This window comes from Bacillus sp. UMB0728 (assembly GCF_002858875.1).
Lineage (GTDB): Bacteria > Bacillota > Bacilli > Bacillales > Cytobacillaceae > Bacillus_AB > Bacillus_AB infantis.
Genome location: NZ_PKLA01000004.1, coordinates 401909 through 422507, shown reverse-complemented (window position 1 = coordinate 422507; position 20599 = coordinate 401909). Strand labels below are relative to the sequence as shown.

Sequence of the window (20599 nt, the reverse complement as noted above, 5' to 3'; positions counted from 1 at the left end):
ATATCTCCTAAACAATGCGGTGTGATTCTTTGAGATAAAAGAGTGCCTCCCCCGGGAAGTCATTATGCGCAAAGAAAGGGCTGGCAGAAGTGCCAGCCTTATAAATGTTGGTTTGAAATTTTATAGCTCAAAGGACAATATGGCAGCCCCGTAGCCTTCCAATACGGCAGACAGGGAATCTGCTTCAGCCGCATATTCTTCCTCTGTCAGCAGATCGGTGATTTTTTTCCCTTTTAAAGGAAAAGGGAGGGAGAATGATGCTTCTTCACTTGAAGCATTCAAGAGGATGACAATCTTCCTGTTACCCGAACTTCTGGCAAATGCAGCAACTGTACTCTCCTCAGGAAGCTCAAGAAATTCCAGAACTCCCTCATTTGCCAGCAGGGGCTCTGATTTGCGCAATTGGATAAGCTTCTTTGTATGTTCGTACATTTCCATACTGTATTCTTCTTCATCCCATGGCATGCATTCCCGGCATCCCGGGTCCATGCCGCCGGAAAGTCCCACTTCATCTCCATAATAAATGCAAGGGGTTCCGATATAGGTCATCATAAATGTGAATATCAGCTTTGCCTTTTCAAGCGAACCCCCGCACTCCGTCAGAACCCTCGGGGTATCATGGCTTCCAGCCAGGTTGAAAGCAGCCTCGTTAACATTATCAGGATACATATGGATAACAGAGACCATATTCTCCGCAAATTGGCGGGGGCTGATTGCTTCTTTAGCAAACAGATTATGAACATTTGTCAGGAATGGGTAATTCATTACAGCATCGAACTGGTCGCCCCTGAGCCAAGGCATGCTATCATGCCAGATTTCCCCGAGGATATAAAGATCCGGTTTGATGCTCTTCACTTCAGCACGGAATTCGCGCCAGAACTGATGATCGATTTCATTGGCAACATCCAGTCGCCAGCCATCGATATCGAATTCCCGGACCCAATAGCGCCCGACCTCCAGGAGGTATTCCTTTGTTTCCGGATTTTGCGTATTGAGCTTTGGCATGGACTCGACAAACGCAAAGGTGGAATAGTTTGGACGTTCTCCGCCTTCCAGCGGAAATTCTCCAGCATGGAACCAATCTTTATATTGGGAATCCCCCTGGTTCTCCAGAAGATCCTGGAAGGGGGGGAATTGATATCCGCTGTGATTAAAGACAGCATCGAGCATAACTTTGATTCCTTTGTCATGGCAAATCTTCACAAGTTCGCGGAAAGTTTCTTTATCTCCGAACTGGGGATCGATTTCATAATAATCTATTGTATCATATTTATGATTGGAGTATGCCTTGAATATGGGTGTGAAGTAAATCCCGGTAATACCCAGTCCGGCAAGATAATCTATATGGTCAATGATTCCCTGGAAATCACCGCCAAAGAAATTATCAGGTTTGGGCTCCTCGCTTCTCCACGGCTTTGTATCCGGTGGATTTAAAGATTCATCACCATTAGCGAATCTTTCAGGGAAAATCTGGTACCATACCGTATCCTTCACCCATTCCGGAGCCCTGAAAACCTCGCTTGCATGCAGGTACGGGAAGCAGAAGAGGCTGCCGGGATCTTCAGGAAGGGAGTCAAAAAAGCCTTTTTCTGTATAAACGGCCTGCTCGTCTCCTGACTTCAGGCAAAAGCCGTATCTTGTCCTTTTAAACTCTGGCTCGGGCTCAGCCAGCCAGTAATCAAATAATTGGTCTGATCCCGTTTTTTTCATCGGGATCCGGCGGCTTACCCAGCCATCTTCATTCCATTCATATTGGTCTCCGTAAATAAGTTCAGCTTCCTCGATATTGCCTTTCTTGGCTTTCAGCCTGATATGGAGTATGTTTTCGCTATAGGCATACGCAAAGCTGTCAGCAGGCTGGTGAAATATTGACGACCTTTCCAGCATAAATTTTCCCCTCTCTTGTGCAATCGATTGCATCGCAAGTTGACTTTTTTAAAATTTATCAAAGAACAGGCTTTCATTCAAGCTGGAGCTCTTATATCAGATATAAACTTTTTAGCGATAATGTTAAAAAAGGGGGTTGTCAAAATGAAAATAGCAAGTATAATAAAGTTAAAGTTTGTGCAATCGTTTTCACAGGCGGCTGTCCCGAAGGTCTTCAGCGGTTATTTTTTTTGAATAGCCTGATAACGCTTTCAGTTGCCTTTTATGCAGCGATTTGTGCAAACGGTTGTACTAGAAAAATATAATTTCTTTGGAGGGGTCAAAATGAAGAAGGCTTTATCATTATTTATGATGATTGTCCTGGTTTTTGGAGTGCTGGCTGCTTGCGGTCCTAAAGATGAAGAAACAGGCACTGCAGGAGAAAAAACAGAAGGCGGCTCAGACAAACCTGAAAAGCTGATTGTCTGGGAAGATACAGATAAAGGAGTCGCTCTTAAAGATGCGGCAGACAAGTTTGAAGCAGAACACGGCATCAAAATTGAATTCAAAGAATTGAATATAACAAAGATGCAGGAAAACCTTGCCCTGGATGGCAACACAGCCAATGCGCCGGATGTTATCACAATGTCTCATGACGGCACTGGCCCTGCGATGGTAAAAGGGTATATTAAGGAACTTGAAGTAAGCGACGAGATCCTTGACCAATTTACAAGCTCTTCAGTAGAAGCCCTGAAATATGAAGGCAAGCTTTACGGACTTCCGAAAGCTACTGAAACACCGGTTTTCATTTACAACAAAGCATTGCTTCCTGAAGTTCCGGAAAACCTGGAAGATCTCTATACTAAATCTCAGGAAGTAACAAAAGACGGAAACTACGGATTCCTTGCAATCTGGGATGACTTCTATCATGCACACGGCGTATTCTCCGGGTTCGGCGGATATGTATTCGGCGAGAAAGACAGCAAAGTGGACGTGACTGATATCGGCCTGAATAACGATGCTTCTGTAGAAGCAGCAGATTATATCAAAAAGTGGTACGCAGAAGGATTATTCCCTAAAGGAATCATCGGAGAAAAATCAAACGATAATATGAACGGCCTCTTTAAAGAAGGAAAAGCCATTGCAGTCCAAAACGGCCCATGGGCGTTCCAGGATTATAAAGATGCAGGCATCGATTATGGTGTAGCCGCTCTGCCGAAGCTTCCAAATGGCGAGCCTGTCAAGACATTCATGGGTGTTAAAGGATGGTTTGTTACTAACTTCAGCAAAAACCAGGAATGGGCCCAGAAATTCGTTGAGTTCATTACAAACGAAGAAAATGCCAAGAAGCGTTTTGAGCTGACTGGCGAGATCCCGCCATTGAAATCATTGATGGAAGATCCTGAGTTCGTTAAGAATAACGAAGGTGCTGCAGCAGTAATGGCGCAGTCACAGTATGCTGTTCCAATGCCAAGTGTACCGGAAATGGCTGAAGTTTGGGATCCTATGAAAAAAGCGGTAGAAACAATCATTACCGGTAAATCAGAATCCAAAAAAGCGCTTGATAATGCTGTGAAGACTATTGAACAGCAGATCGAAGCGAACCACAGCGGAAACTGATCTATAGCAATAAAGGGAAAAGGCGGTACTCCTTGGTGGAGTACTGCCTCCCATTTTATTAAGCGTCAAAGAGAGCAGGATTTTAATAGATTCCAACAGGCATAGCTTCGGCTCTTTCAGAAGACAATAGTGCCGCAAAAAAAAATCAATAAAAAAATCGCCCTTTATGGGAATCAGATAGAAAGGGGCATCCTTTCAATGGAAGAAGCATACCGTTCAAACCATCGGAAAATTGCTGCAGGCCTGTCCATCATCCCGGGACTTGGCCAAATGTATAATAAACAATTTGTCAAAGGCATCGCCTTTTTAATTCTAACACTATCATTCATCGTTGCTTTTAAAGACTTCCTCAATATTGGCCTTTGGGGACTTGTCACTCTCGGAGAAAAGCTGCCGAGGGATAATTCCATCTTCCTCCTGGTATACGGAATCATTTCCGTCATCCTTCTTCTATTCGCGGCAGGATTTATGTTCATCAACATTCGCGATGCCTATAAAAATGGAAAGAAACGGGACTTGGGCAAGCACCTGAGCTCGATAAAAGAGCAATATCATACATTGATAGATTCCGGATTCCCATACTTGATGATCACTCCGGGATTCTTCCTGCTGGTTTTCGTGGTCATCCTGCCGATTGTGTTCGTGCTTTTGCTTTCGTTCACAAACTACAACCTGTATCATCAGTGGCCAGCGAAGCTGATGGACTGGGTGGCATTAGACAACTTCGCCAAACTGGTCACATTGGATATCTGGCGTGATACTTTCGTAAACGTGTTTGCCTGGACGATCATCTGGACGTTCGGTGCGACAACATTCCAGATCGCCCTTGGGGTCTTCCTGGCAGTACTTGTCAACCAGAAGGATCTAAAAGGAAAAGCGATCATCAGGACAATCCTGATCCTGCCATGGGCCGTACCGGCATTTGTATCCATCCTGATTTTTTCCGGCCTGTTCAATGAAACGTTCGGTGCCATCAATAACGTAGTCCTGGATTTCATTGGAATCGGTCCGATCCCTTGGATGACAGAGGCCCTGTGGACAAGGATCGCTCTCATCATGATCCAGACCTGGCTTGGATTCCCGTTCATTTTTGCGATGGTCACAGGTGTGCTGCAGGCGATCCCGGATGAGCTTTATGAAGCGGCAACAGTCGATGGAGCGACGATTTGGCAGAAGTTCAAGAATATTACGTTCCCGCTGATCATGCTGTCCATCGCACCGATCCTGATTACGCAATATACCTTTAACTTTAATAACTTCAATATTATCTATCTATTCAATATGGGCGGCCCTGCTATCTCAGATCAAAATGCAGGCGGCACCGATATCCTGATTTCGTGGATCTATAATCTGACTGTCACGAAGTCTGAGTACGGAATGGCTGCAGCCATCACGATGATTCTATCTGCGATAGTCATTTCCGTGGCATTATGGCAGTTCAGAAGGACAAAAGCTTTCAAAGAGGAGGATATGATGTGATATGACTACAAAAAAAGAGAAATTCATCAGGCTGTCACTGACCTATCTTGTCATTCTTTTTATGGCGGTCATCATCATTTATCCGATTCTGTGGGCCATTGGAGCATCACTGACGCCGGGAACAAGCTTGACCAATTCATCACTCATCCCGAAAAACGCGACATTTGCCCATTATAAGACGATATTCAACCCGGAAGAGAGCAATTATCTGATCTGGTATTGGAACACGTTGAAAATCTGCGTGATCACCATGCTGGCATCTGTCATTACCATCAGCTTGATGGCTTACTCTTTTTCACGGTACCGCTTTGTCGGCAGGAAAAATGGACTTACCACGTTCCTGATTCTTCAGATGGTGCCTAACTTTGCAGCATTGATTGCGATCTTCGTCCTTGCACAGGTAACAAACCTGCTGGATACCCATATCGGGCTCATCCTCATTTATGTAGGCGGGGCCATTCCAATGAACACTTGGCTGATGAAAGGATATCTCGACAGCATCCCTAAAGAGCTGGATGAAAGTGCAAGGATGGATGGAGCAGGCCACTTCAGGATTTTCTGGCAGATCATCATGCCGCTTGCGAAACCGATTGTTGCAGTCGTTGCACTCTTTACGTTTATTGCTCCGTTTACGGACTTCATCCTGGCAAAGGTCATGCTAAGAACACCTGAAAAATATACACTTGCCGTTGGATTGTATGAGCTTGTATCAAGACAGTATGGAGCCGAATTCACAACGTTCGCTGCCGGATCTGTCCTGATTGCAATCCCGATTTCAATTTTATTCTTATCCTTCCAGAAATATTTCGTTTCAGGTTTGACTGCCGGGGGCACAAAAGGCTAATCTTAAAGGGTTAGTGACTTTAGGGCTGGGCTGCTTAAAGGGGTGTTTCCTTATGGCAGCTCAGCTTGATATTTAAGGAGGAGCGGAGATGAAAAAAGGAGTCATGGCTCTCATCTTAATTCCGTTTCTTCTTTTTTGCGCCCTACCGGTAGGAGCAGTTGAAAAAGAAGAGCGTAAATGGCAGGATGAAACAATTTATTTTCTAATGGTCGACCGTTTTAACAACGGCGATTTCAGCAATGACCTGGAAACAAACGCAAGTGACCCGAAAGCCTATCACGGAGGGGACTTCCAGGGTATCATTGACCAGCTAGATTATCTGAAGGATATGGGCTTTACAGCCATCTGGCTGACGCCGATTTTCGAAAATGAAGCAGGCGGCTATCATGGCTACTGGATCAATGATTTTTACAAAACGGAAGAAAACTTCGGATCTATCGAGACGTTTAAAAAGCTTGTAAAAGAAGCCCATAAGCGTGATATGAAAATCATCCTTGATTTTGTTGTCAATCATGTCGGACCCAATCATCCCTGGGTGAATGATCCGGACAAGCAGGACTGGTTCCATGAACAAAAGGAAATAACCAACTGGGAGAATCAGGATGAGCTTGAAAATGGTTGGATCTATAATCTTCCTGACCTCGCACAGGAGAATCCGGAGGCCAGGCAATATCTCCTGGATGCAGCCAAATGGTGGATAGAGGAAACCGATATTGACGGATACCGCCTTGATACGGTCAAACATGTGCCAGTTGACTTCTGGGAGGATTTCGCGAAAGAAGTAAAAAGCGCCAAGGAGGATTTCTATCTTCTCGGCGAAGTATGGACCGATGACCCTGCTTATATTGCACAGTATGAGAAAGCAGGGATCGACGGATTTGTCGATTATCCGCTGAACGGGCATCTGCGCACGGCATTTGAAAAGCCCGGGCAGCCCTTTGACTGGCTGTTTGCCAGCTGGGAGAGGAATCAGGCCCAATACGATCAACCTTATTTAATGGGAACGTTCATGGACAATCATGACACCGTTCGTTTCACGCGCGATGCAGTAACCAACAATGAGCATCCGGGACCGAGATGGCGTCTGGCCCTCACATATTTGTACACGTCACCGGGGATTCCCATTGTTTATTATGGAAGTGAAATAGCACTTGATGGCGGGGAAGATCCCGATAACCGCCGCCAAATGGATTTCCGGACAGACCAGGAGCTTGTGGAATACATCTCGAATATCGGGACATTAAGGCAGCAGCTCCCATCCCTTACGAGGGGCACAATGGAGCCTTTGTACAATAAGGATGGCATGGCAGTGTACAAGCGGACCTATGAGGATGAAACCACTGTCGTGGCCATCAATAATACCGTCAAAACGCAGACCGTCTCCCTTGATTCCGGCCTGCTTGAAGGCGATAAGCAGCTGAAAGGCCTTTTGGGCGGGGATCTTGTAAGGTCTGATGAGGGAAAATATAAGCTGATCGTTGACCGGGAAGAAGCCGAAATCTATGCGCTGTCAGAGAAGACAGGTTTAAATATCCCTTATCTGGCAGTGATGGGACTGGTCTATGCAGCCTTCATCGTCTTTATTATCCTTCTTTGGAGAAGGTCGAAAAAGAGGAAGCCTGTTTCCTGACCCCATCCGGCACTGCCGGCAGCTTCCCAATCCCGGTCATATCAGAAGGGATTTGAAGGAGGAGTCGGCTACATGAATGATACAAGTTTTGCCATACATCCAGGAAAGAGCAGAAAGATAGAAAACAGTGATTACCAGGAAGCAGGAGATGTCCTTGCTATAGAAGAGTGCAGGAATGGCCTGAAGGCCCGGACAGAAACAGGGGAACTCAGGATTGTATTCTACGCAAATGAAATCGTCCGCATCACTATGAATTTTTTTGGCGAAGCGGATGCGGGAACGAGCCCTGCCGTCATTGGGGGGCTGCAGGAAGTTAAGCTCGAGCATTATGAATCAGGAGACCAGGCAGAGGTGAAAACCTCTTGTCTGACTGTCAAGCTGACCAAATCTCCTCTTCGAATTACGGTGGCAGATGCAGAAGGCAGGGTTTTAGCCGGAGAAAATCAAAAAGGGATGGGCTATAAGCATTCTAAAGAGGTCATCTGCTTCAAGAATATGGAGGAGAGCGATCAATTTTACGGATTTGGAGAGAAAACGGGCTTTCTTAATAAAAGAGGGGAAAAGCTGGTTATGTGGAATAGTGACGTATATGCCCCGCATAATCCGGAAACAGATCCGCTCTACCAGTCAATCCCTTTCTTTCTTACCTTGAGGGAAGGGCAAGCCCATGGCATATTCTTCGATAATACTTTCCGGGCAGAGTTTGATATGCGCGGAGAGGAGTTTTATTCCTTTTCAGCCGATGGCGGCCAGCTTGATTATTATTTGATGGCTGGACCTTCGCCGAAGGATGTTATTCGTCAATACACATCGCTGACAGGCAGAATGCCCCTTCCGGCCAAGTGGGCAATCGGCTACCACCAATCGCGGTACAGCTATGAAAGCCAGCAGGAAGTGATGGAGCTGGCGGCAGCTTTTAAGGAGAAAGGGATTCCGCTGGATAGCATCCATCTGGATATTCATTATATGGATGAATACAGGGTTTTCACATTTGACCGTGATAAATTCCCTGATCCTGAAAAAATGATCAGTGATCTGAAGGAAATGGGCATACACATCGTTCCGATTGTTGATCCGGGCGTAAAGGAAGATCCGGAATATATGGTCTATAAACAGGGCATCCAGGAAGATCTTTTCTGCAAATATCTGGAGGGCAATGTATATTACGGAGACGTCTGGCCCGGAAATAGTGCATTCCCTGATTTCACAAGCAAAAAAGTGCGCGACTGGTGGGGAAGCCTCCATTCGTACTATACAGAGCTTGGGATTGAAGGCATCTGGAATGACATGAATGAACCGGCGGTCTTTAATGAAAGTAAAACAATGGATTTGAAAGTCATGCATGATAACGATGGAAATCCCCGAACACATAAGGAGCTTCATAATCTCTACGGCCTTCTGATGGGGAAATCGACATATGAAGGCATGAAGAGAAATTTGAAGGGGAAGCGGCCATTTCTGCTTACACGTGCAGGATATTCGGGTGTCCAGCGGTATGCGGCCGTATGGACAGGGGATAACCGGAGCTTCTGGGAACATCTGCAGATGTCGCTGCCAATGGTTATGAACCTTGGCGTCTCCGGCATTCCTTTCTCTGGCCCGGATGTAGGCGGTTTTGCCCATGATTCCAATGGGGAGCTTCTCGCGAGATGGACACAGGCAGGCGCATTCACCCCGTTTTTCAGGAATCACAGTGTACTAGGATCAGCAAGGCAGGAACCATGGGCATTCGGGGAGAAATATGAAGCTATCATTAGAAAATATATTGAGCTCCGCTATACATGGATGCCCCATCTTTATTCTTTATTTGCCGAGGCTCATAAAGAGGGCACTCCTGTAATGAGGCCATTATTCCTGGAATTCCCGGAGGATGAGCATACCTGGAATCTATCTGATCAATTCATGATCGGCGACAATGTCATCATTGCCCCGATCATGCAGCCGGGCACCTTCCACAGGGCCGTCTATCTGCCTGAAGGTATGTGGACAGACTATTGGACTGGCAGCACCTATGAGGGGAAAAAGCACCATTTGATTAAAGCTCCTTTGGAAACGCTGCCGATTTTTATCAAAAAAGGAACGATGGCTGCCCATGGGGAAGCAGGTGCAGCAGGTCCCCTGACACTTCATCTTTATTATGAAGAAGGGTCAGAATGCTCTTATACCCTTTATGAAGATGACGGGGAAACTTTCGCTTATGAAGAAGGGGAATATAGGGAGATTTGCTTTAAAGTGAAGTGTGAGGAAGGGACGGTCTATCTGAACTCTGCAATCGCAGGCACTTATGAGCCTGTCTGGAGCACTGTTCAGCTTGCTGTGCACAGCAGAGAAAATGTCAGGTTAAAGATAGGAAGCAGCACGCTGCTCCCTGAAAAAATTGAGGAAGGCCGCCATTATTTTATACTTTCATAATTAGAAATAGCAGCGGTTTACTCTTATGGATAAGGGGGGAAGGGAATGGCAGTTACCATAAAAGACGTGGCAAAACTGGCGAATGTGGCCCCTTCTACAGTTTCCCGCGTGATTGCGAATAGCCCGCGGATCAGTGAAAAAACGAAGCAAAAGGTCAGGAAAGCGATGGATAAATTGGGATATCATCCGAATTTCATCGCCAGGAGCCTTGCCAGCCAGTCCACACAGGCAATTGGACTAATTATGCCAAGCTCCACTGACGTCGTATTCCAGAATCCTTTTTTCCCGACTGTTCTGAGGGGCATAAGCGAAGGTGCCCATGAAAAGCATTATGCCCTTCATATGACGACAGGCAAAACAGATGAAGAAATTTATAACGGAGTTGTCCAGATGGTGCAGGGCGGCAGGGTGGATGGGGTCGTCCTTCTGTATTCAAAGATTGAAGATAAGGTCCTGTCATTTTTACAGGATGGAGATTATCCGTTCACCGTCATCGGAAAACCGTTCCGTGATGTAGAGGAAATCACACATGTTGACAACGACAATTTCAGGGCTGCGAAAGAAGCAACCGACTATTTAATTGAGCTGGGGCATACCCATATTGCCTTTGTCGGCGGGGATTTGAATCTGGTTGTCACCGTTGAGCGCCTGCTGGGCTATGAAAAGGCTCTAAGAGCTGCGGACATTGAGCTGGACAACGATTACGTCATTCATGAAGAATTCCTTAAGGAAGGCGGCCAGGAGGCAGTAAGGGAGCTTCTATCGCTTGAAAAGCCCCCGACAGCCCTGGTGGTAGCTGACGATCTTATGGCGCTCGGTGTGCTTAATACATTGGATGAAATGGGGATATCCGTGCCTGATGATATTTCTATCATCAGCTTCAATAATGTCCTTCTGTCAGAAATGTCCCGGCCGCCGCTGACCTCAGTCGATATCAATATTTTCGACCTTGGATACCAGGCTGCCAAAAGCCTGATCCAGATGGTGGAGGATCCAAAAGAGCCGACCAAAAGGATTATCATTCCGCATCAGATTATTAAAAGGCATTCCTGCAGTGTTACTGCAAGATAAGGTTAAAAGCTGTCTCCCGGCAAATTGCCGCGGGGCAGCTTTTTTGGTTCAGAAGACGGTGATGCTATTGATGATCGGTGTTAGGATTTCGATAAAAAAATGCATATTTCGATAATAAAATTTTGATTTCGGTAATATAATCATTTTTCCGATAATAAAAGGCCAGCCGGAAGTTGTGCTTCCGGCTGGCATGATTGATCTGCAATTGTTTTTATAAAGGTGCAGCGCCCTCCGCTTTTCTACTTGTCCAGCTCCAGGCGCTAGCCCCTCGAGTCATAAGCCACTTTAGGATTGAAGGCAAAGAACCCCTTCTATCCTAAAGCGTCTTATGCTTGAGGCCCACAGGATGTGGGTCATGCAGACGTTGCCACAGGACGTGGCGTTCTTAGTCTGCGTTCCTTAGTGAGCGAGCGCCTTCCGCTTTTCTAACCATTAACAACCTTCCCGCCATTAATATGAAGCATTTGGCCGGATACGTAGGAGGAGTCGTCGCTTGCGAGGTATACATAGCCTGGTGCCAGTTCGTACGGCTGGCCGGCTCTGCCGAGCGGTGTGTCAGTTCCGAATTTGGCGACATCTTCCTCTGTGAAGGTGGAAGGAATGAGCGGCGTCCAGATCGGACCTGGTGCAACTGCGTTGACTCTGATCCCTGAATCAGCCAGGTTTGTGGACAGGGAGCGGGTGAATGTAACGATCGCTCCTTTTGTGGAAGAATAGTCTATCAGCTTAGGATGTCCTGCATACGCTGTGATGGAAGCCGTATTGATGATAGAGCTTCCTTTGTCAAGATGCGGCAGTACAGCCTTTGTCAGGTGGAACATAGAGAAAATGTTTGTCCTGAATGTCTTTTCAAGCTGTTCTGTGCTGATATCCAGCAGACTTGTCTGCGGATGCTGCTCACCCGCATTATTGACAAGGATATTTACCTTCCCGAACTCATCCAGCGTCTTGGAGACCACTTCCTTTGCAAAGCTTTCATCTCCAAGGTCGCCGGCAAGGAGAAGGCATTTGCGGCCGGCTGCTTCGACTTCCTGTTTGGTTTCCTTTGCATCTTCAGTTTCTTCCAGATAAACAACAGCCACATCAGCACCTTCTTTTGCAAAATAAATAGCAACAGATTTGCCAATCCCGCTGTCTCCTCCAGTGACAATGGCCACTTTGCCCTCAAGTTTTCCTGAACCCTTATAATTCGGGTCAATATAAGAAGGCTCTGGGGTCATTTTATCCTCAACCCCCGGCTGCTGGTTCTGGTGCTGAGGGATGAATCCGTTCTGATTATCTTTCTGTTCGTTCGCCATTGTGAAAAACCTCCAATTTTTTAATAGATATTAGGTGTATTCCATGCTAGTATGTGATAAAAACATGGAAAAAATTTCTTGTGTTTAAAAGGGGAGGATTTTTTTATGGTAACAGTCAGGCGGGCCAGGCAGGAGGATGCTGAAAAGCTGCTTCTCCATACACGGCAAATTTTGCATGAATCAGAGAATATGCTGACGGTGCCCGAGGAATTTCAGGCAACCGTTGAAGAAGAGAGGCAATGGATCATTGATCATGGACGGCCTGGGAATCTGCTTTTGACTGCCTGGAGCGGAGAAGAGCTTGCCGGAGTTTTGAACTTTACCCGGAAAACACGCAAAAAAGTCAGCCACATCGGAATGTTCGGAATATCCATTAAAGAAAAATATTGCAATCAAGGCATCGGAAAGCAGCTGATCGGCACCTGCCTGGAATGGGCGAAAGAGGAGCCGGGCATTGAAAAAGTATGCCTGGAAGTGTTCTCACATAATGAACGGGGCATTCATTTATATAAAAAAATGGGATTCCAGGAGGAAGGCAGAAGGATCAGGCATGTGAAGAACTTTGATGGCTCTTATTCTGATGAGCTTTTGATGTATGTGTTTGTAAAATAAAATTAAAATCCCCGGCATGCCTCTGGCATCCGGGGATTTTAACTAAACAAGCGCCTTCCGCTCTGCTCGTCTTAAGCTTGATGCCCACAGGATGTGGGTCATGCGGACGTTGCCACAGGACGTGGCGTTCTTAGTACGCGTTCCTTTATCGAGCAAGGCTTTTCCGCTTTTCTATCTGTAATTTATAAACTGCACATCGACTGTCAGGTCGGCTTCTCTTACAGCAGCTATTACCTGCTGAAGGTCGTCCCTGTTTTTTCCTGTTACCCGGACCTGGTCGTCCTGCACCTGGCTCTTTACTTTCAGGCCGCTGTTTTTGATGAGGGTGTTGATTTTCTTTGCATTATCTTTATCGATCCCCTGCATAAGCTTAGCGCGCTGCCTCACTGTGCCCCCGGAAGCGGCTTCGACTTTTCCATAATCCAGATTTTTGATGGGAATTCCGCGTTTAATCATTTTGCTGAGCAGTACATCCTTCAGCTGGTCAAGCTTATATTCATCGTCCGAAATCAGGACAAGCTCTTCCTTATCAAGGGTAATATCACTTTTACTGCCCTTAAAGTCATACCGGGTCTTGACTTCTTTCATTGCAATACTGATTGCATTTGTCACTTCAGATAAATCTACTTTGGATACAATATCAAATGAGCTTTCTTTTGACATGGTTAGACCTCCGTTAATCCTTATATTTAACCGGCTGTATTGAAGCCTTTGGCCGGATATTTCCTAAAGCCGGCGGCTCCTTCTTCGAAACCGTTTTACCTTATTCGTTTATTATAGTAAAATATAGCAGTTCAAACAACTTTCAGATTGTCAGCAGACAATAAAGCCATTGAGGAGGAAATTACATGCCTTTGGCAGACTATATCGGACAAGTCACAACTTTAACCGTATCAAGAAAATCATCTTTCGGTTATTTTCTGACAGACGGTGATGAAGATGTATTATTGCATATAAATGAAGCGGCAAAAGAGTATGAGGTGGATGAAAAGGTCGAAGTGTTCCTTTATACAGATTCAAGGGAACGCATCTCGGCAACGGATACCCTTCCGGAGATCCGGGTGGGAGTGTATGGCTGGGCAAAGGTCAGTGATGTAAGGGAGGATCTCGGCGTATTTATCGATATCGGGATCCAAAAAGAAATGCTTCTCGGCCAGGAAGATTTGCCTCTGCACCTGTCAGTCTGGCCGCAGAAGGGCGATCTTCTCTATATCACCCTCCGTGTTAATAGAAATAACCGGGTGTATGTGAAGCATGCGAAGGACCCCATTATCGAGGAGATTTCCATTAAAGCTACGCGGAAAGACTTTAATAAGAACGTCCACGGCCATATCTACAGGACCGCTAAAGTAGGCAGCTGGGCTTATACGGCAGAAGGATTCAAGGGGTTTATCCATGAGTCCCAGAGGAAGACAGAGCCTCGCCTTGGCGAGAAAATCGAGGGGCGGATCATTGACGTAAAGGAAGATGGAACAGTCAATATTTCCCTTCTGCCCCGTAAAGAGGAGGCGCTTGACGCTGATTCACAGAAAGTCCTTTCTTATTTGGAAGAGCGGAATGGATCCATGCCTTATGGAGACAAAAGTATGGCAGACGAAATCCAGGACCGCTTCCAAATGAGCAAATCATCCTTTAAGCGTGCTCTTGGAAGACTGATGAAGGAAGGGAAGGTCTATCAGGAGGACGGCTGGACATATATAAAGCAGCAATCATAGAAAAAAGCAAGCGCTGGGCGCTTGCTTTTTTCTGTTTCGGGAAAGTCATCCATAAAGAGCCCTGGCTGCTTAGAGATGATCAGTTTTTTTCGAGTATTGATGCTTCCCGGCTTTTCTGTTTTTTTCGCGCATCATATTTTTCTCATGCCTCAGGGCATTATTGTCCTGTGCTTTTTTATCATTGTCTGAAGTGTGCGGCATAGAAAAAACCTCCTTTATTCCGGCTTGATCGCCGTCGGTTTAGTGTCTGCCGCAATCAGAAGGAGTATGTAGATTTATGATGCTATTTCATTTAAAAAGAAGAGTGCAATAGTGCCGGCCCCTGTGTGGGATCCTATGGCTGCCCCAATGTCAGAGATCAATACCTCCTTGGCTCCGAGCTCCTCGATCAGCATCTCTTTTACTTCTTCAGCTGTTTCAAGATTGTCTGCATGGCTGATGGCAATCGTCTGTCCTGAGAAGCCTTTGCCCCGCTCTTTGGCAACCTCGATCATTCGGCGAAGCAGCTTCTTTTTTCCACGGATCTTTTCAATAGGAACAAGCTTCCCGTCTTCTACATGAAGGAGAGGCTTGATATTCAGCAGGCCTCCGAGAAAAGCGGAAGCCTTGGAAACACGCCCGCCTTTTGCGAGATAATCCAGATCTTCGACAGTGAAAAGATGTTCCATATGGCGGCTCCGGAAAAGGATATCCTTTTCGATTTCTTCCAGTGATGCCCCTTCGGCAGAAAGCCTTGCCGCCTCTTTTACGATCAATCCCGCTCCAAGAGATGCGCATTTTGTGTCTATTATGGACAAGCTAAGGTCAGGATAATCTTCTTTTACCTGATCCCGCACCATGGCTGCTGTCTGGTATGTACCGGAAAGCTGCGAGGAAAATGCAATGTAGATGCCTTCCCGGCCGCTCCTCGCAAGCTCCCTGAATTCCTTTTCAAAATCTACTGGAGAAACCTGGGAGGTTTTAGGGGTTTGGCCGCTTCTGATGCTATCATAAACTTTTTTTGGTTCAATTGTGATCAAGTCTTTGTATTCCTGCCCATCCAGAAGAACCTGCAGAGGAAAGAGCAGGACATCATTGTCCTTGAAAAAATGCAATGGTAAATCACTTGCACTGTCAGCCATGATTTTTACTGACATATAGGTCACCTGCTTTCAGCACGTTAATATGCTTTTAGTTTATAGAATCAAGGGAAAAAATACAATGAAATGTGTTGAAAAAACACAATATAGGGTAAAGAAACACCAAGTGTTTTAAGGGGGTTCTGTATGATTTTATTAGAAACCAAGAAATTTGTTGTGGTGCTTATAGGCGCCATCCTTAATGCGATTGCGATGAATTTTTTCCTGATCCCGGCCAATGTTTATGCCAGCGGATTCACAGGTGTCGCGCAGCTGCTTTCCAGCATTCTGGGCGGCTTTGCTTCAACAGGTATTTTATTGTTCGTCCTGAATATACCTGTAACAATCCTTGCATGGAAAAAGGTGGGCAGGTCTTTCACGGTGTACAGCTTTTTAAGCGTTTTCCTTATGTCCCTATTCCTGGAGCTCATTCCTGTGATCCATGTATCAGAGGATATTCTTCTGAATGCAGTATTTGGAGGCGTCATTGCTGCTGTTGGCGTAGGGATGACACTTAAATGGGGGGCATCCACTGGAGGAATGGACATCGTCGCGATGCTCCTGTCAAGAATGAAAGACCGTCCTGTCGGTACATATTTCTTTACTTTAAATGCCATCATCATCATTACTGCAGGTTTTCTTTACGGCTGGGAAAAAGCTTTATATACGCTTGTGACGCTTTATGCATCTACAAGGGTGATCGATGCCATCCATACAAGGCATGAAAAGCTGACTGCCATGATTGTTACGAAAAAATCGGCCGAGCTGAAGCAGGCCATCCACGATAAGCTTGTGCGCGGCATTACGACCATTCCCGCAAAAGGGGCTTTTACGAATGAAAATAAAGAAATGATGATCATCGTCATCACCCGCTATGAGCTTTTTGACCTTGAAAGGATTATAAAGGATGTCGATCCTTATGCATTCACCAATATTGTTGAAACAGCAGGGATTTTCGGCTTTTTCAGGAAAGATTGATAAAAAGGAGGTATTGTCATGTTAAGAATTGCAGCAGTCTTTTTCATGATCTTTGCTTCACTCCCGATGAATGGATCAGGCGCAAATGCGGAAGGCGGTCCTGAGGTTTCCTTGAGCCTGAATCCCGGCCCGGAATCGGCTGAAATTAAGGTGGGGCTTATCAACAGCTCTGATCAGGCACAGGTTTTTGAGTTCCCAACCTCACAAAGATATGATCTGATCATTCGCGATAAGAGCGGTGAAATCGTGTATGATGCTTCGGCAGGAAAGTCCTTTTTGCAGGCCATACAGTACTTGAAGCTGAATCCCGGGGAATTTGTATCCTGGACCGAATCCTGGGACTATGAAACTGCATCTGGAAGGGTTGGGGAAGGATCCTATTCAGCCGAGTTGTCCATCCCGCTCAAACGGAAAGGTGAAACCCATGCATCAGTGGTGCTGAGGGATAAAGCCCAGCTCGATGTCCCGGAGGAGAACCCTGCATTCAGGAAAGTGGAGGTAAGCGGGGAGAATGGTGTTTATGAGGTGAGAGGGGAAGCAGCTGCTGAAACTGGCAGGTTTTACTATACAGCCGAAGACGGCCATCAGGTGCTTGCTGGGGAGGCAGCAGGCCCTTCTGATTCAAAATTTCCCGATTGGTCGCCTTTCCATTTCAAAATTAACATACCGGAAAAATCCTTGCCCGAAAATGGCACAGTCATCCTCAGCTTGTACGAAAAGGATAAAGAAGGCAGGGTCATCCATACCTATGCTGCAGTCCTGGAAAATTTCCGATAATCAATAAGAGCATGCCCGCACTGCGGGCATGCTCTTATTCGTCAGCGGCCTGCAAGCTGGTCCAGCTGGTCCTGCAGCTCGCGAAGCTGCTCCTGTTCAGCTCTTGTGGAGTTCGCATAAGCTGAATGGAGTGCGTTTTTGGCTTTCGCAATCGTCTGCTGCTGTTCAGCCGGCCCTGCCTGTGAGGCCATCTGGACAAATCTCTGCGCTTCCTGATAAAGCCTGTTTCCCATCGCTAAATTCCTCCAAGAGAAGATTCCTGTACATTCGCCATCTTCCTCGCTTCAGCTTCAGCATATGTGGTGTGATAGGGTATGCGGGAATCATGCTTGCTTACTGTATCTGCACCTTGCTGTACAAAGCGTTTCGATTTGTTGCGTTTGCCCATTCGGATCCCCTCCTAAGGAAATATGAAACAGCTCTGCTGCCTCTTTGTTATTATGCGCCAGGGCATGTTTATTTAAAGGAGGGAACAAGAGGAAAAGCCCTGCCGGTCAGCGGCAGGGCCCATGTTAAATTATTTTAAGGCGTTCAGGCCCAGCAGATCATTGAGATACACGCCGATTCCATCCTGCTCATTGGTCAGCGTCATTTCATTTGCGACATTTTTCACCACATCGATTGCATTGCCCATGGCAATTCCGCGTCCGGCATATTCAAGCATCTCCAGGTCATTATCTTCGTCCCCGAATGCAATGATTCTTTCAGGCGGGATCTGGAAGTAGTCGGAGGCCTTCTTCAGCCCGACGGCTTTGTTCAAACCGGATTTTACGATCTCGATGACATGCCATGGAGCAGCCCACCGCCTGTGATCAATAACCTCGGCATGGACCTCTGATAAATGGCTCCGGATGGTTTTGACTTGTTCCTCATCGGTATGGATCAGCATACTGGTCGGTGAATCTGTGAGGAATCTCCTTAAATCTCCCGTGGTTATTTCAGGGTCTCCCATGCCAAAAACGTCGAGCAGTTTCTCATCATGGTAGTGGAAGTATACCTCATCAATCACTTCTGCAATGATATTGTGAAATGAAAAGCCGCTGCAGGCTTCGACAATTTCCTTTGCCACTTTTATATCCATTGGGGTATGGTATACCCCCCAGTTCCTGTCCTTAGGGTGGTGGATAAAGGCGCCGTTAAAGTTAACAATAGGAGTATCCAGCCCCATTTCATGATAATACATCTGGCTTGATCTGAAAGGCCTCCCGGTTGCAATCATGACAATATGCCCTGCCTCCCGGGCTTTTTGGATCACATGCTTTGTTTTTGCGGAAATGGTTTTATCGTCTTTTAATAAGGTTCCATCTAAGTCCAATGCAATTAAATGTTTTTCTGCCATAAAGTCTCCTTCTCATTTCTGTATTAGGATAATCTCAGTGTAAAGCTTTAGGCAAATAAATGTCAGCATGCTACACTAAAGATATAGAAAGAATTTACATAAGGAAATTCCGGGGAAGCTGTTTTTTCCGGGAAGTCCGGGAGTCTGCCATGCCCAGCCGATTCCTGTATGTGTATTTACCACTATCGTACCAATTTAATATTTATTTTGTAAAAAAAATCGCATTTTTAAAGAAAAAATGATCTTTTTTATGTGAACGCGGGAGGAACACCATGATTATTATTGAAAATAGAAAAGTGGAAGGCATTCCTGTGCTGCATCTCGCAGACAAAGAGAAGTTCGGTGAAAAACTGCCATTCATTGTATTTGTACATGGTTTTACAAGTGCGAAAGAGCATAATCTCCATTATGCCTATCTGCTCGCGGAGAAAGGCTTTCGGGTTGTCCTTCCGGAGGCTCTCTACCATGGGGAAAGAAGCACAGGCCTGACCGGAAATGATCTGAACGTGAAATTCTGGGAAATTGTGCTCACTGAGATAGAAGAGCTGAATGCAATTAAAAATGCGTTTGCATCAGAGGGCCTGATTGATGAAGAAAAAATAGGACTTGCCGGAACCTCGATGGGCGGCATTGTTACCATGGGCGCCCTGACGCGGTATGACTGGATTAAAACGGCAGTAAGCCTGATGGGCATGCCTTATTATGAGAAGTTTGCCCTTTGGCAGATCGACGAGCTGAAGAAGCACGGAATTGATCTTCCTTTTAAAGAAGAAGAACTGGCAGGACTGCTGCAAAAACTGAAAGAGCTGGATATCAGCCAGCAGCCTGAAAAACTTGCAGGGAGGCCGATATTGTTTTGGCACGGAAAGAAAGACCAGGTTGTCCCTTATCACTATACTTATCATTTTTATGAATCGATTAGAACAAACTATGAAGAGATGCCCGAAAAGCTTGTCTTTCTGACAGACGAAAACGCCGGGCATAAAGTATCAAGAGAAGGGCTGCTCAAAACGGTTGAGTGGTTTGAAACGTATTTAGGGGATGGACCTTCCGGCCTGGAGTCATAAGTTTTTTCAAGAGCGCGGCTTTTTGTTATCATAGAATCAGCTTAATAATAACTGCTAAGGAGTGATTAGCATGGATCAGGAATTAAAAGACAGCATCATGGGGGCCCTTGAGCTTGTAGTCGACCCTGAACTTGGTGTAGATATAGTCAATCTTGGACTGGTATATGATGTGAAAATGGAAGACGAAGGAACGGCTGTAGTCGATATGACGCTCACTTCCATGGGCTGTCCGCTTGCCGGAACGATTGTTGACCAGGTAAAGGCTGCTCTTTCAGATATACCTGAAGTGAAAAATACAGAAGTGAACATTGTCTGGAGCCCGCCATGGACAAAGGATAAAATGTCCCGCTATGCTAAGATAGCCCTGGGCGTACAATAATATGAAAAACAAGGTTATACTGGTCAGCTCCGATCAATTGGGCAAAGGAGATGCAGAGCTTGGCTCCGGTGTGCTTGAAACCTTTTTTACCCTATTGAAGCAGCAGAAGGAGCTTCCTGCGGCAATCTTTTTCATGAATAGCGGCGTATATGCCCTGACAGGGGAATCATTTGTTTCGGTTCATGCAAAAGAGCTGGAGGAAAAAGGAGTCGGCATCTTTGCATGCAAGACATGCGTGGATCACTATGGTGTCGGGGACAAGCTGTATGCCGGGAAAATCAGCGGCATGGCCCATTTTGTCGAGCTTGCCGCCAGTCATGAAGTTCTGACAATTTCTTAAATAGACAGCGGAGAAAACAGCAGGATATCCTGCTGTTTTTTAGCACTTTCAAAA

General features: G+C 45.9%; 21 protein-coding genes. 13 read left to right on the top strand and 8 right to left on the bottom strand.

Annotation, left to right across the window (positions count from 1 at the left end; genetic code table 11):
* Positions 1-120: 120 nt before the first annotated feature.
* Positions 121-1884, bottom strand: a complete 1764-nt coding sequence (locus CYJ37_RS17905) for an alpha-glycosidase (protein WP_035402737.1) — start codon at positions 1882-1884, stop codon at positions 121-123.
* A gap of 327 nt (positions 1885-2211) precedes the next feature.
* Here CYJ37_RS17905 and CYJ37_RS17900 point away from each other — a divergent pair, with 327 nt between their 5' ends.
* From CYJ37_RS17900 to CYJ37_RS17875, 6 genes are all read left to right on the top strand, one after another.
* On the top strand, positions 2212-3486 hold the full coding sequence (locus tag CYJ37_RS17900; protein ID WP_022543601.1) for an extracellular solute-binding protein: 1275 nt from the start codon (positions 2212-2214) through the stop codon (positions 3484-3486).
* Positions 3487-3684: 198 nt separating this feature from the next.
* Positions 3685-4965, top strand: a complete 1281-nt coding sequence (locus CYJ37_RS17895) for a carbohydrate ABC transporter permease (protein ID WP_009794045.1) — start codon at positions 3685-3687, stop codon at positions 4963-4965.
* A gap of 1 nt (position 4966) precedes the next feature.
* The gene (locus tag CYJ37_RS17890; protein ID WP_009794046.1) at positions 4967-5809 is read left to right on the top strand and encodes a sugar ABC transporter permease; all 843 of its coding nucleotides are present in this window, start codon (positions 4967-4969) and stop codon (positions 5807-5809) included.
* An 88-nt stretch (positions 5810-5897) separates the two neighbouring features.
* Positions 5898-7439 (top strand): alpha-amylase family glycosyl hydrolase, encoded by a 1542-nt coding sequence (locus CYJ37_RS17885; RefSeq protein ID WP_009794047.1) that lies wholly within the window; start codon positions 5898-5900, stop codon positions 7437-7439.
* Between the two features lie 72 nt (positions 7440-7511).
* A complete protein-coding gene (locus CYJ37_RS17880) occupies positions 7512-9851 on the top strand; it encodes a glycoside hydrolase family 31 protein (RefSeq protein WP_101550891.1) in 2340 nt (779 codons plus the stop codon).
* Positions 9852-9896: 45 nt separating this feature from the next.
* A complete protein-coding gene (locus tag CYJ37_RS17875; RefSeq protein ID WP_009794049.1) occupies positions 9897-10922 on the top strand; it encodes a LacI family DNA-binding transcriptional regulator in 1026 nt (341 codons plus the stop codon).
* Positions 10923-11347: 425 nt separating this feature from the next.
* On the opposite strand, the gene CYJ37_RS17870 is transcribed toward CYJ37_RS17875, so the two are convergent.
* Complete coding sequence (locus CYJ37_RS17870) at positions 11348-12220, bottom strand: SDR family oxidoreductase (protein WP_094768259.1); 873 nt, start codon at positions 12218-12220, stop codon at positions 11348-11350.
* A gap of 105 nt (positions 12221-12325) precedes the next feature.
* Here CYJ37_RS17870 and CYJ37_RS17865 point away from each other — a divergent pair, with 105 nt between their 5' ends.
* Positions 12326-12832 carry a GNAT family N-acetyltransferase gene (locus CYJ37_RS17865; RefSeq protein ID WP_094768258.1) on the top strand — a complete coding sequence of 169 codons (507 nt, stop codon included), beginning with the start codon at positions 12326-12328 and terminating at the stop codon, positions 12830-12832.
* Between the two features lie 171 nt (positions 12833-13003).
* Here the strand turns inward: CYJ37_RS17865 and CYJ37_RS17860 are convergent, their stop codons facing one another.
* Positions 13004-13495: a YajQ family cyclic di-GMP-binding protein gene (locus CYJ37_RS17860; protein ID WP_009794052.1), complete on the bottom strand. Its 492-nt coding sequence runs from the start codon at positions 13493-13495 to the stop codon at positions 13004-13006.
* A gap of 185 nt (positions 13496-13680) precedes the next feature.
* On the opposite strand from CYJ37_RS17860, the gene CYJ37_RS17855 reads away from it, so the two are divergent.
* Positions 13681-14547, top strand: a complete 867-nt coding sequence (locus tag CYJ37_RS17855) for a CvfB family protein (RefSeq protein ID WP_009794053.1) — start codon at positions 13681-13683, stop codon at positions 14545-14547.
* 69 nt (positions 14548-14616) lie between these two features.
* Here CYJ37_RS17855 and CYJ37_RS17850 read toward each other — a convergent pair whose 3' ends face one another.
* Together CYJ37_RS17850 and CYJ37_RS17845 are read right to left on the bottom strand one after the other, a co-directional pair.
* Positions 14617-14748: a DUF3941 domain-containing protein gene (locus CYJ37_RS17850; RefSeq protein WP_009794054.1), complete on the bottom strand. Its 132-nt coding sequence runs from the start codon at positions 14746-14748 to the stop codon at positions 14617-14619.
* A gap of 74 nt (positions 14749-14822) precedes the next feature.
* Positions 14823-15683: a DegV family protein gene (locus tag CYJ37_RS17845; protein WP_009794055.1), complete on the bottom strand. Its 861-nt coding sequence runs from the start codon at positions 15681-15683 to the stop codon at positions 14823-14825.
* 129 nt (positions 15684-15812) lie between these two features.
* Between CYJ37_RS17845 and CYJ37_RS17840 the strand changes: the two genes are divergently transcribed.
* Together CYJ37_RS17840 and CYJ37_RS17835 are read left to right on the top strand one after the other, a co-directional pair.
* Positions 15813-16643: a YitT family protein gene (locus CYJ37_RS17840; RefSeq protein ID WP_009794056.1), complete on the top strand. Its 831-nt coding sequence runs from the start codon at positions 15813-15815 to the stop codon at positions 16641-16643.
* 18 nt (positions 16644-16661) lie between these two features.
* Entirely contained in the window at positions 16662-17420 is a 759-nt protein-coding gene (locus tag CYJ37_RS17835; RefSeq protein ID WP_101550889.1) for a BsuPI-related putative proteinase inhibitor, read from the top strand.
* Between the two features lie 41 nt (positions 17421-17461).
* Here the strand turns inward: CYJ37_RS17835 and CYJ37_RS17830 are convergent, their stop codons facing one another.
* The 3 genes from CYJ37_RS17830 to CYJ37_RS17825 all read right to left on the bottom strand — a co-directional run bounded on the left by CYJ37_RS17830 (position 17462) and on the right by CYJ37_RS17825 (position 18759).
* Positions 17462-17653 carry a DUF3813 domain-containing protein gene (locus CYJ37_RS17830; protein WP_009794058.1) on the bottom strand — a complete coding sequence of 64 codons (192 nt, stop codon included), beginning with the start codon at positions 17651-17653 and terminating at the stop codon, positions 17462-17464.
* Positions 17654-17655: 2 nt separating this feature from the next.
* The gene (locus tag CYJ37_RS27355; RefSeq protein WP_009794059.1) at positions 17656-17808 is read right to left on the bottom strand and encodes a hypothetical protein; all 153 of its coding nucleotides are present in this window, start codon (positions 17806-17808) and stop codon (positions 17656-17658) included.
* Positions 17809-17937: 129 nt separating this feature from the next.
* Entirely contained in the window at positions 17938-18759 is an 822-nt protein-coding gene (locus CYJ37_RS17825; protein ID WP_009794060.1) for a Cof-type HAD-IIB family hydrolase, read from the bottom strand.
* A gap of 272 nt (positions 18760-19031) precedes the next feature.
* Here CYJ37_RS17825 and CYJ37_RS17820 point away from each other — a divergent pair, with 272 nt between their 5' ends.
* The 3 genes from CYJ37_RS17820 (at position 19032) to CYJ37_RS17810 (ending at position 20545) form a co-directional block, all read left to right on the top strand.
* Positions 19032-19826, top strand: coding sequence for a prolyl oligopeptidase family serine peptidase (locus CYJ37_RS17820; protein WP_101550887.1), 795 nt, complete (start codon positions 19032-19034; stop codon positions 19824-19826).
* 70 nt (positions 19827-19896) lie between these two features.
* On the top strand, positions 19897-20205 hold the full coding sequence (locus CYJ37_RS17815) for a metal-sulfur cluster assembly factor (RefSeq protein WP_009794062.1): 309 nt from the start codon (positions 19897-19899) through the stop codon (positions 20203-20205).
* Between the two features lies 1 nt (position 20206).
* The gene (locus tag CYJ37_RS17810; protein ID WP_009794063.1) at positions 20207-20545 is read left to right on the top strand and encodes a DsrE family protein; all 339 of its coding nucleotides are present in this window, start codon (positions 20207-20209) and stop codon (positions 20543-20545) included.
* Positions 20546-20599 lie beyond the last annotated feature (54 nt).

Bases quoted from the DNA above. Each gene is read 5' to 3' on its own strand.
- CYJ37_RS17900 (WP_022543601.1), top strand. From the start codon at position 2,212: ATGAAGAAGGCTTTATCATTATTTATGATGATTGTCCTGGTTTTTGGA.
- CYJ37_RS17895 (WP_009794045.1), top strand. From the start codon at position 3,685: ATGGAAGAAGCATACCGTTCAAACCATCGGAAAATTGCTGCAGGCCTG.
- CYJ37_RS17890 (WP_009794046.1), top strand. From the start codon at position 4,967: ATGACTACAAAAAAAGAGAAATTCATCAGGCTGTCACTGACCTATCTT.
- CYJ37_RS17885 (WP_009794047.1), top strand. From the start codon at position 5,898: ATGAAAAAAGGAGTCATGGCTCTCATCTTAATTCCGTTTCTTCTTTTT.
- CYJ37_RS17880 (WP_101550891.1), top strand. From the start codon at position 7,512: ATGAATGATACAAGTTTTGCCATACATCCAGGAAAGAGCAGAAAGATA.
- CYJ37_RS17875 (WP_009794049.1), top strand. From the start codon at position 9,897: ATGGCAGTTACCATAAAAGACGTGGCAAAACTGGCGAATGTGGCCCCT.
- CYJ37_RS17870 (WP_094768259.1), bottom strand. From the start codon at position 12,220: ATGGCGAACGAACAGAAAGATAATCAGAACGGATTCATCCCTCAGCAC.
- CYJ37_RS17865 (WP_094768258.1), top strand. From the start codon at position 12,326: ATGGTAACAGTCAGGCGGGCCAGGCAGGAGGATGCTGAAAAGCTGCTT.
- CYJ37_RS17860 (WP_009794052.1), bottom strand. From the start codon at position 13,495: ATGTCAAAAGAAAGCTCATTTGATATTGTATCCAAAGTAGATTTATCT.
- CYJ37_RS17855 (WP_009794053.1), top strand. From the start codon at position 13,681: ATGCCTTTGGCAGACTATATCGGACAAGTCACAACTTTAACCGTATCA.
- CYJ37_RS17850 (WP_009794054.1), bottom strand. From the start codon at position 14,748: ATGCCGCACACTTCAGACAATGATAAAAAAGCACAGGACAATAATGCC.
- CYJ37_RS17845 (WP_009794055.1), bottom strand. From the start codon at position 15,683: ATGTCAGTAAAAATCATGGCTGACAGTGCAAGTGATTTACCATTGCAT.
- CYJ37_RS17840 (WP_009794056.1), top strand. From the start codon at position 15,813: ATGATTTTATTAGAAACCAAGAAATTTGTTGTGGTGCTTATAGGCGCC.
- CYJ37_RS17835 (WP_101550889.1), top strand. From the start codon at position 16,662: ATGTTAAGAATTGCAGCAGTCTTTTTCATGATCTTTGCTTCACTCCCG.
- CYJ37_RS17830 (WP_009794058.1), bottom strand. From the start codon at position 17,653: ATGGGAAACAGGCTTTATCAGGAAGCGCAGAGATTTGTCCAGATGGCC.
- CYJ37_RS27355 (WP_009794059.1), bottom strand. From the start codon at position 17,808: ATGGGCAAACGCAACAAATCGAAACGCTTTGTACAGCAAGGTGCAGAT.
- CYJ37_RS17825 (WP_009794060.1), bottom strand. From the start codon at position 18,759: ATGGCAGAAAAACATTTAATTGCATTGGACTTAGATGGAACCTTATTA.
- CYJ37_RS17820 (WP_101550887.1), top strand. From the start codon at position 19,032: ATGATTATTATTGAAAATAGAAAAGTGGAAGGCATTCCTGTGCTGCAT.
- CYJ37_RS17815 (WP_009794062.1), top strand. From the start codon at position 19,897: ATGGATCAGGAATTAAAAGACAGCATCATGGGGGCCCTTGAGCTTGTA.
- CYJ37_RS17810 (WP_009794063.1), top strand. From the start codon at position 20,207: ATGAAAAACAAGGTTATACTGGTCAGCTCCGATCAATTGGGCAAAGGA.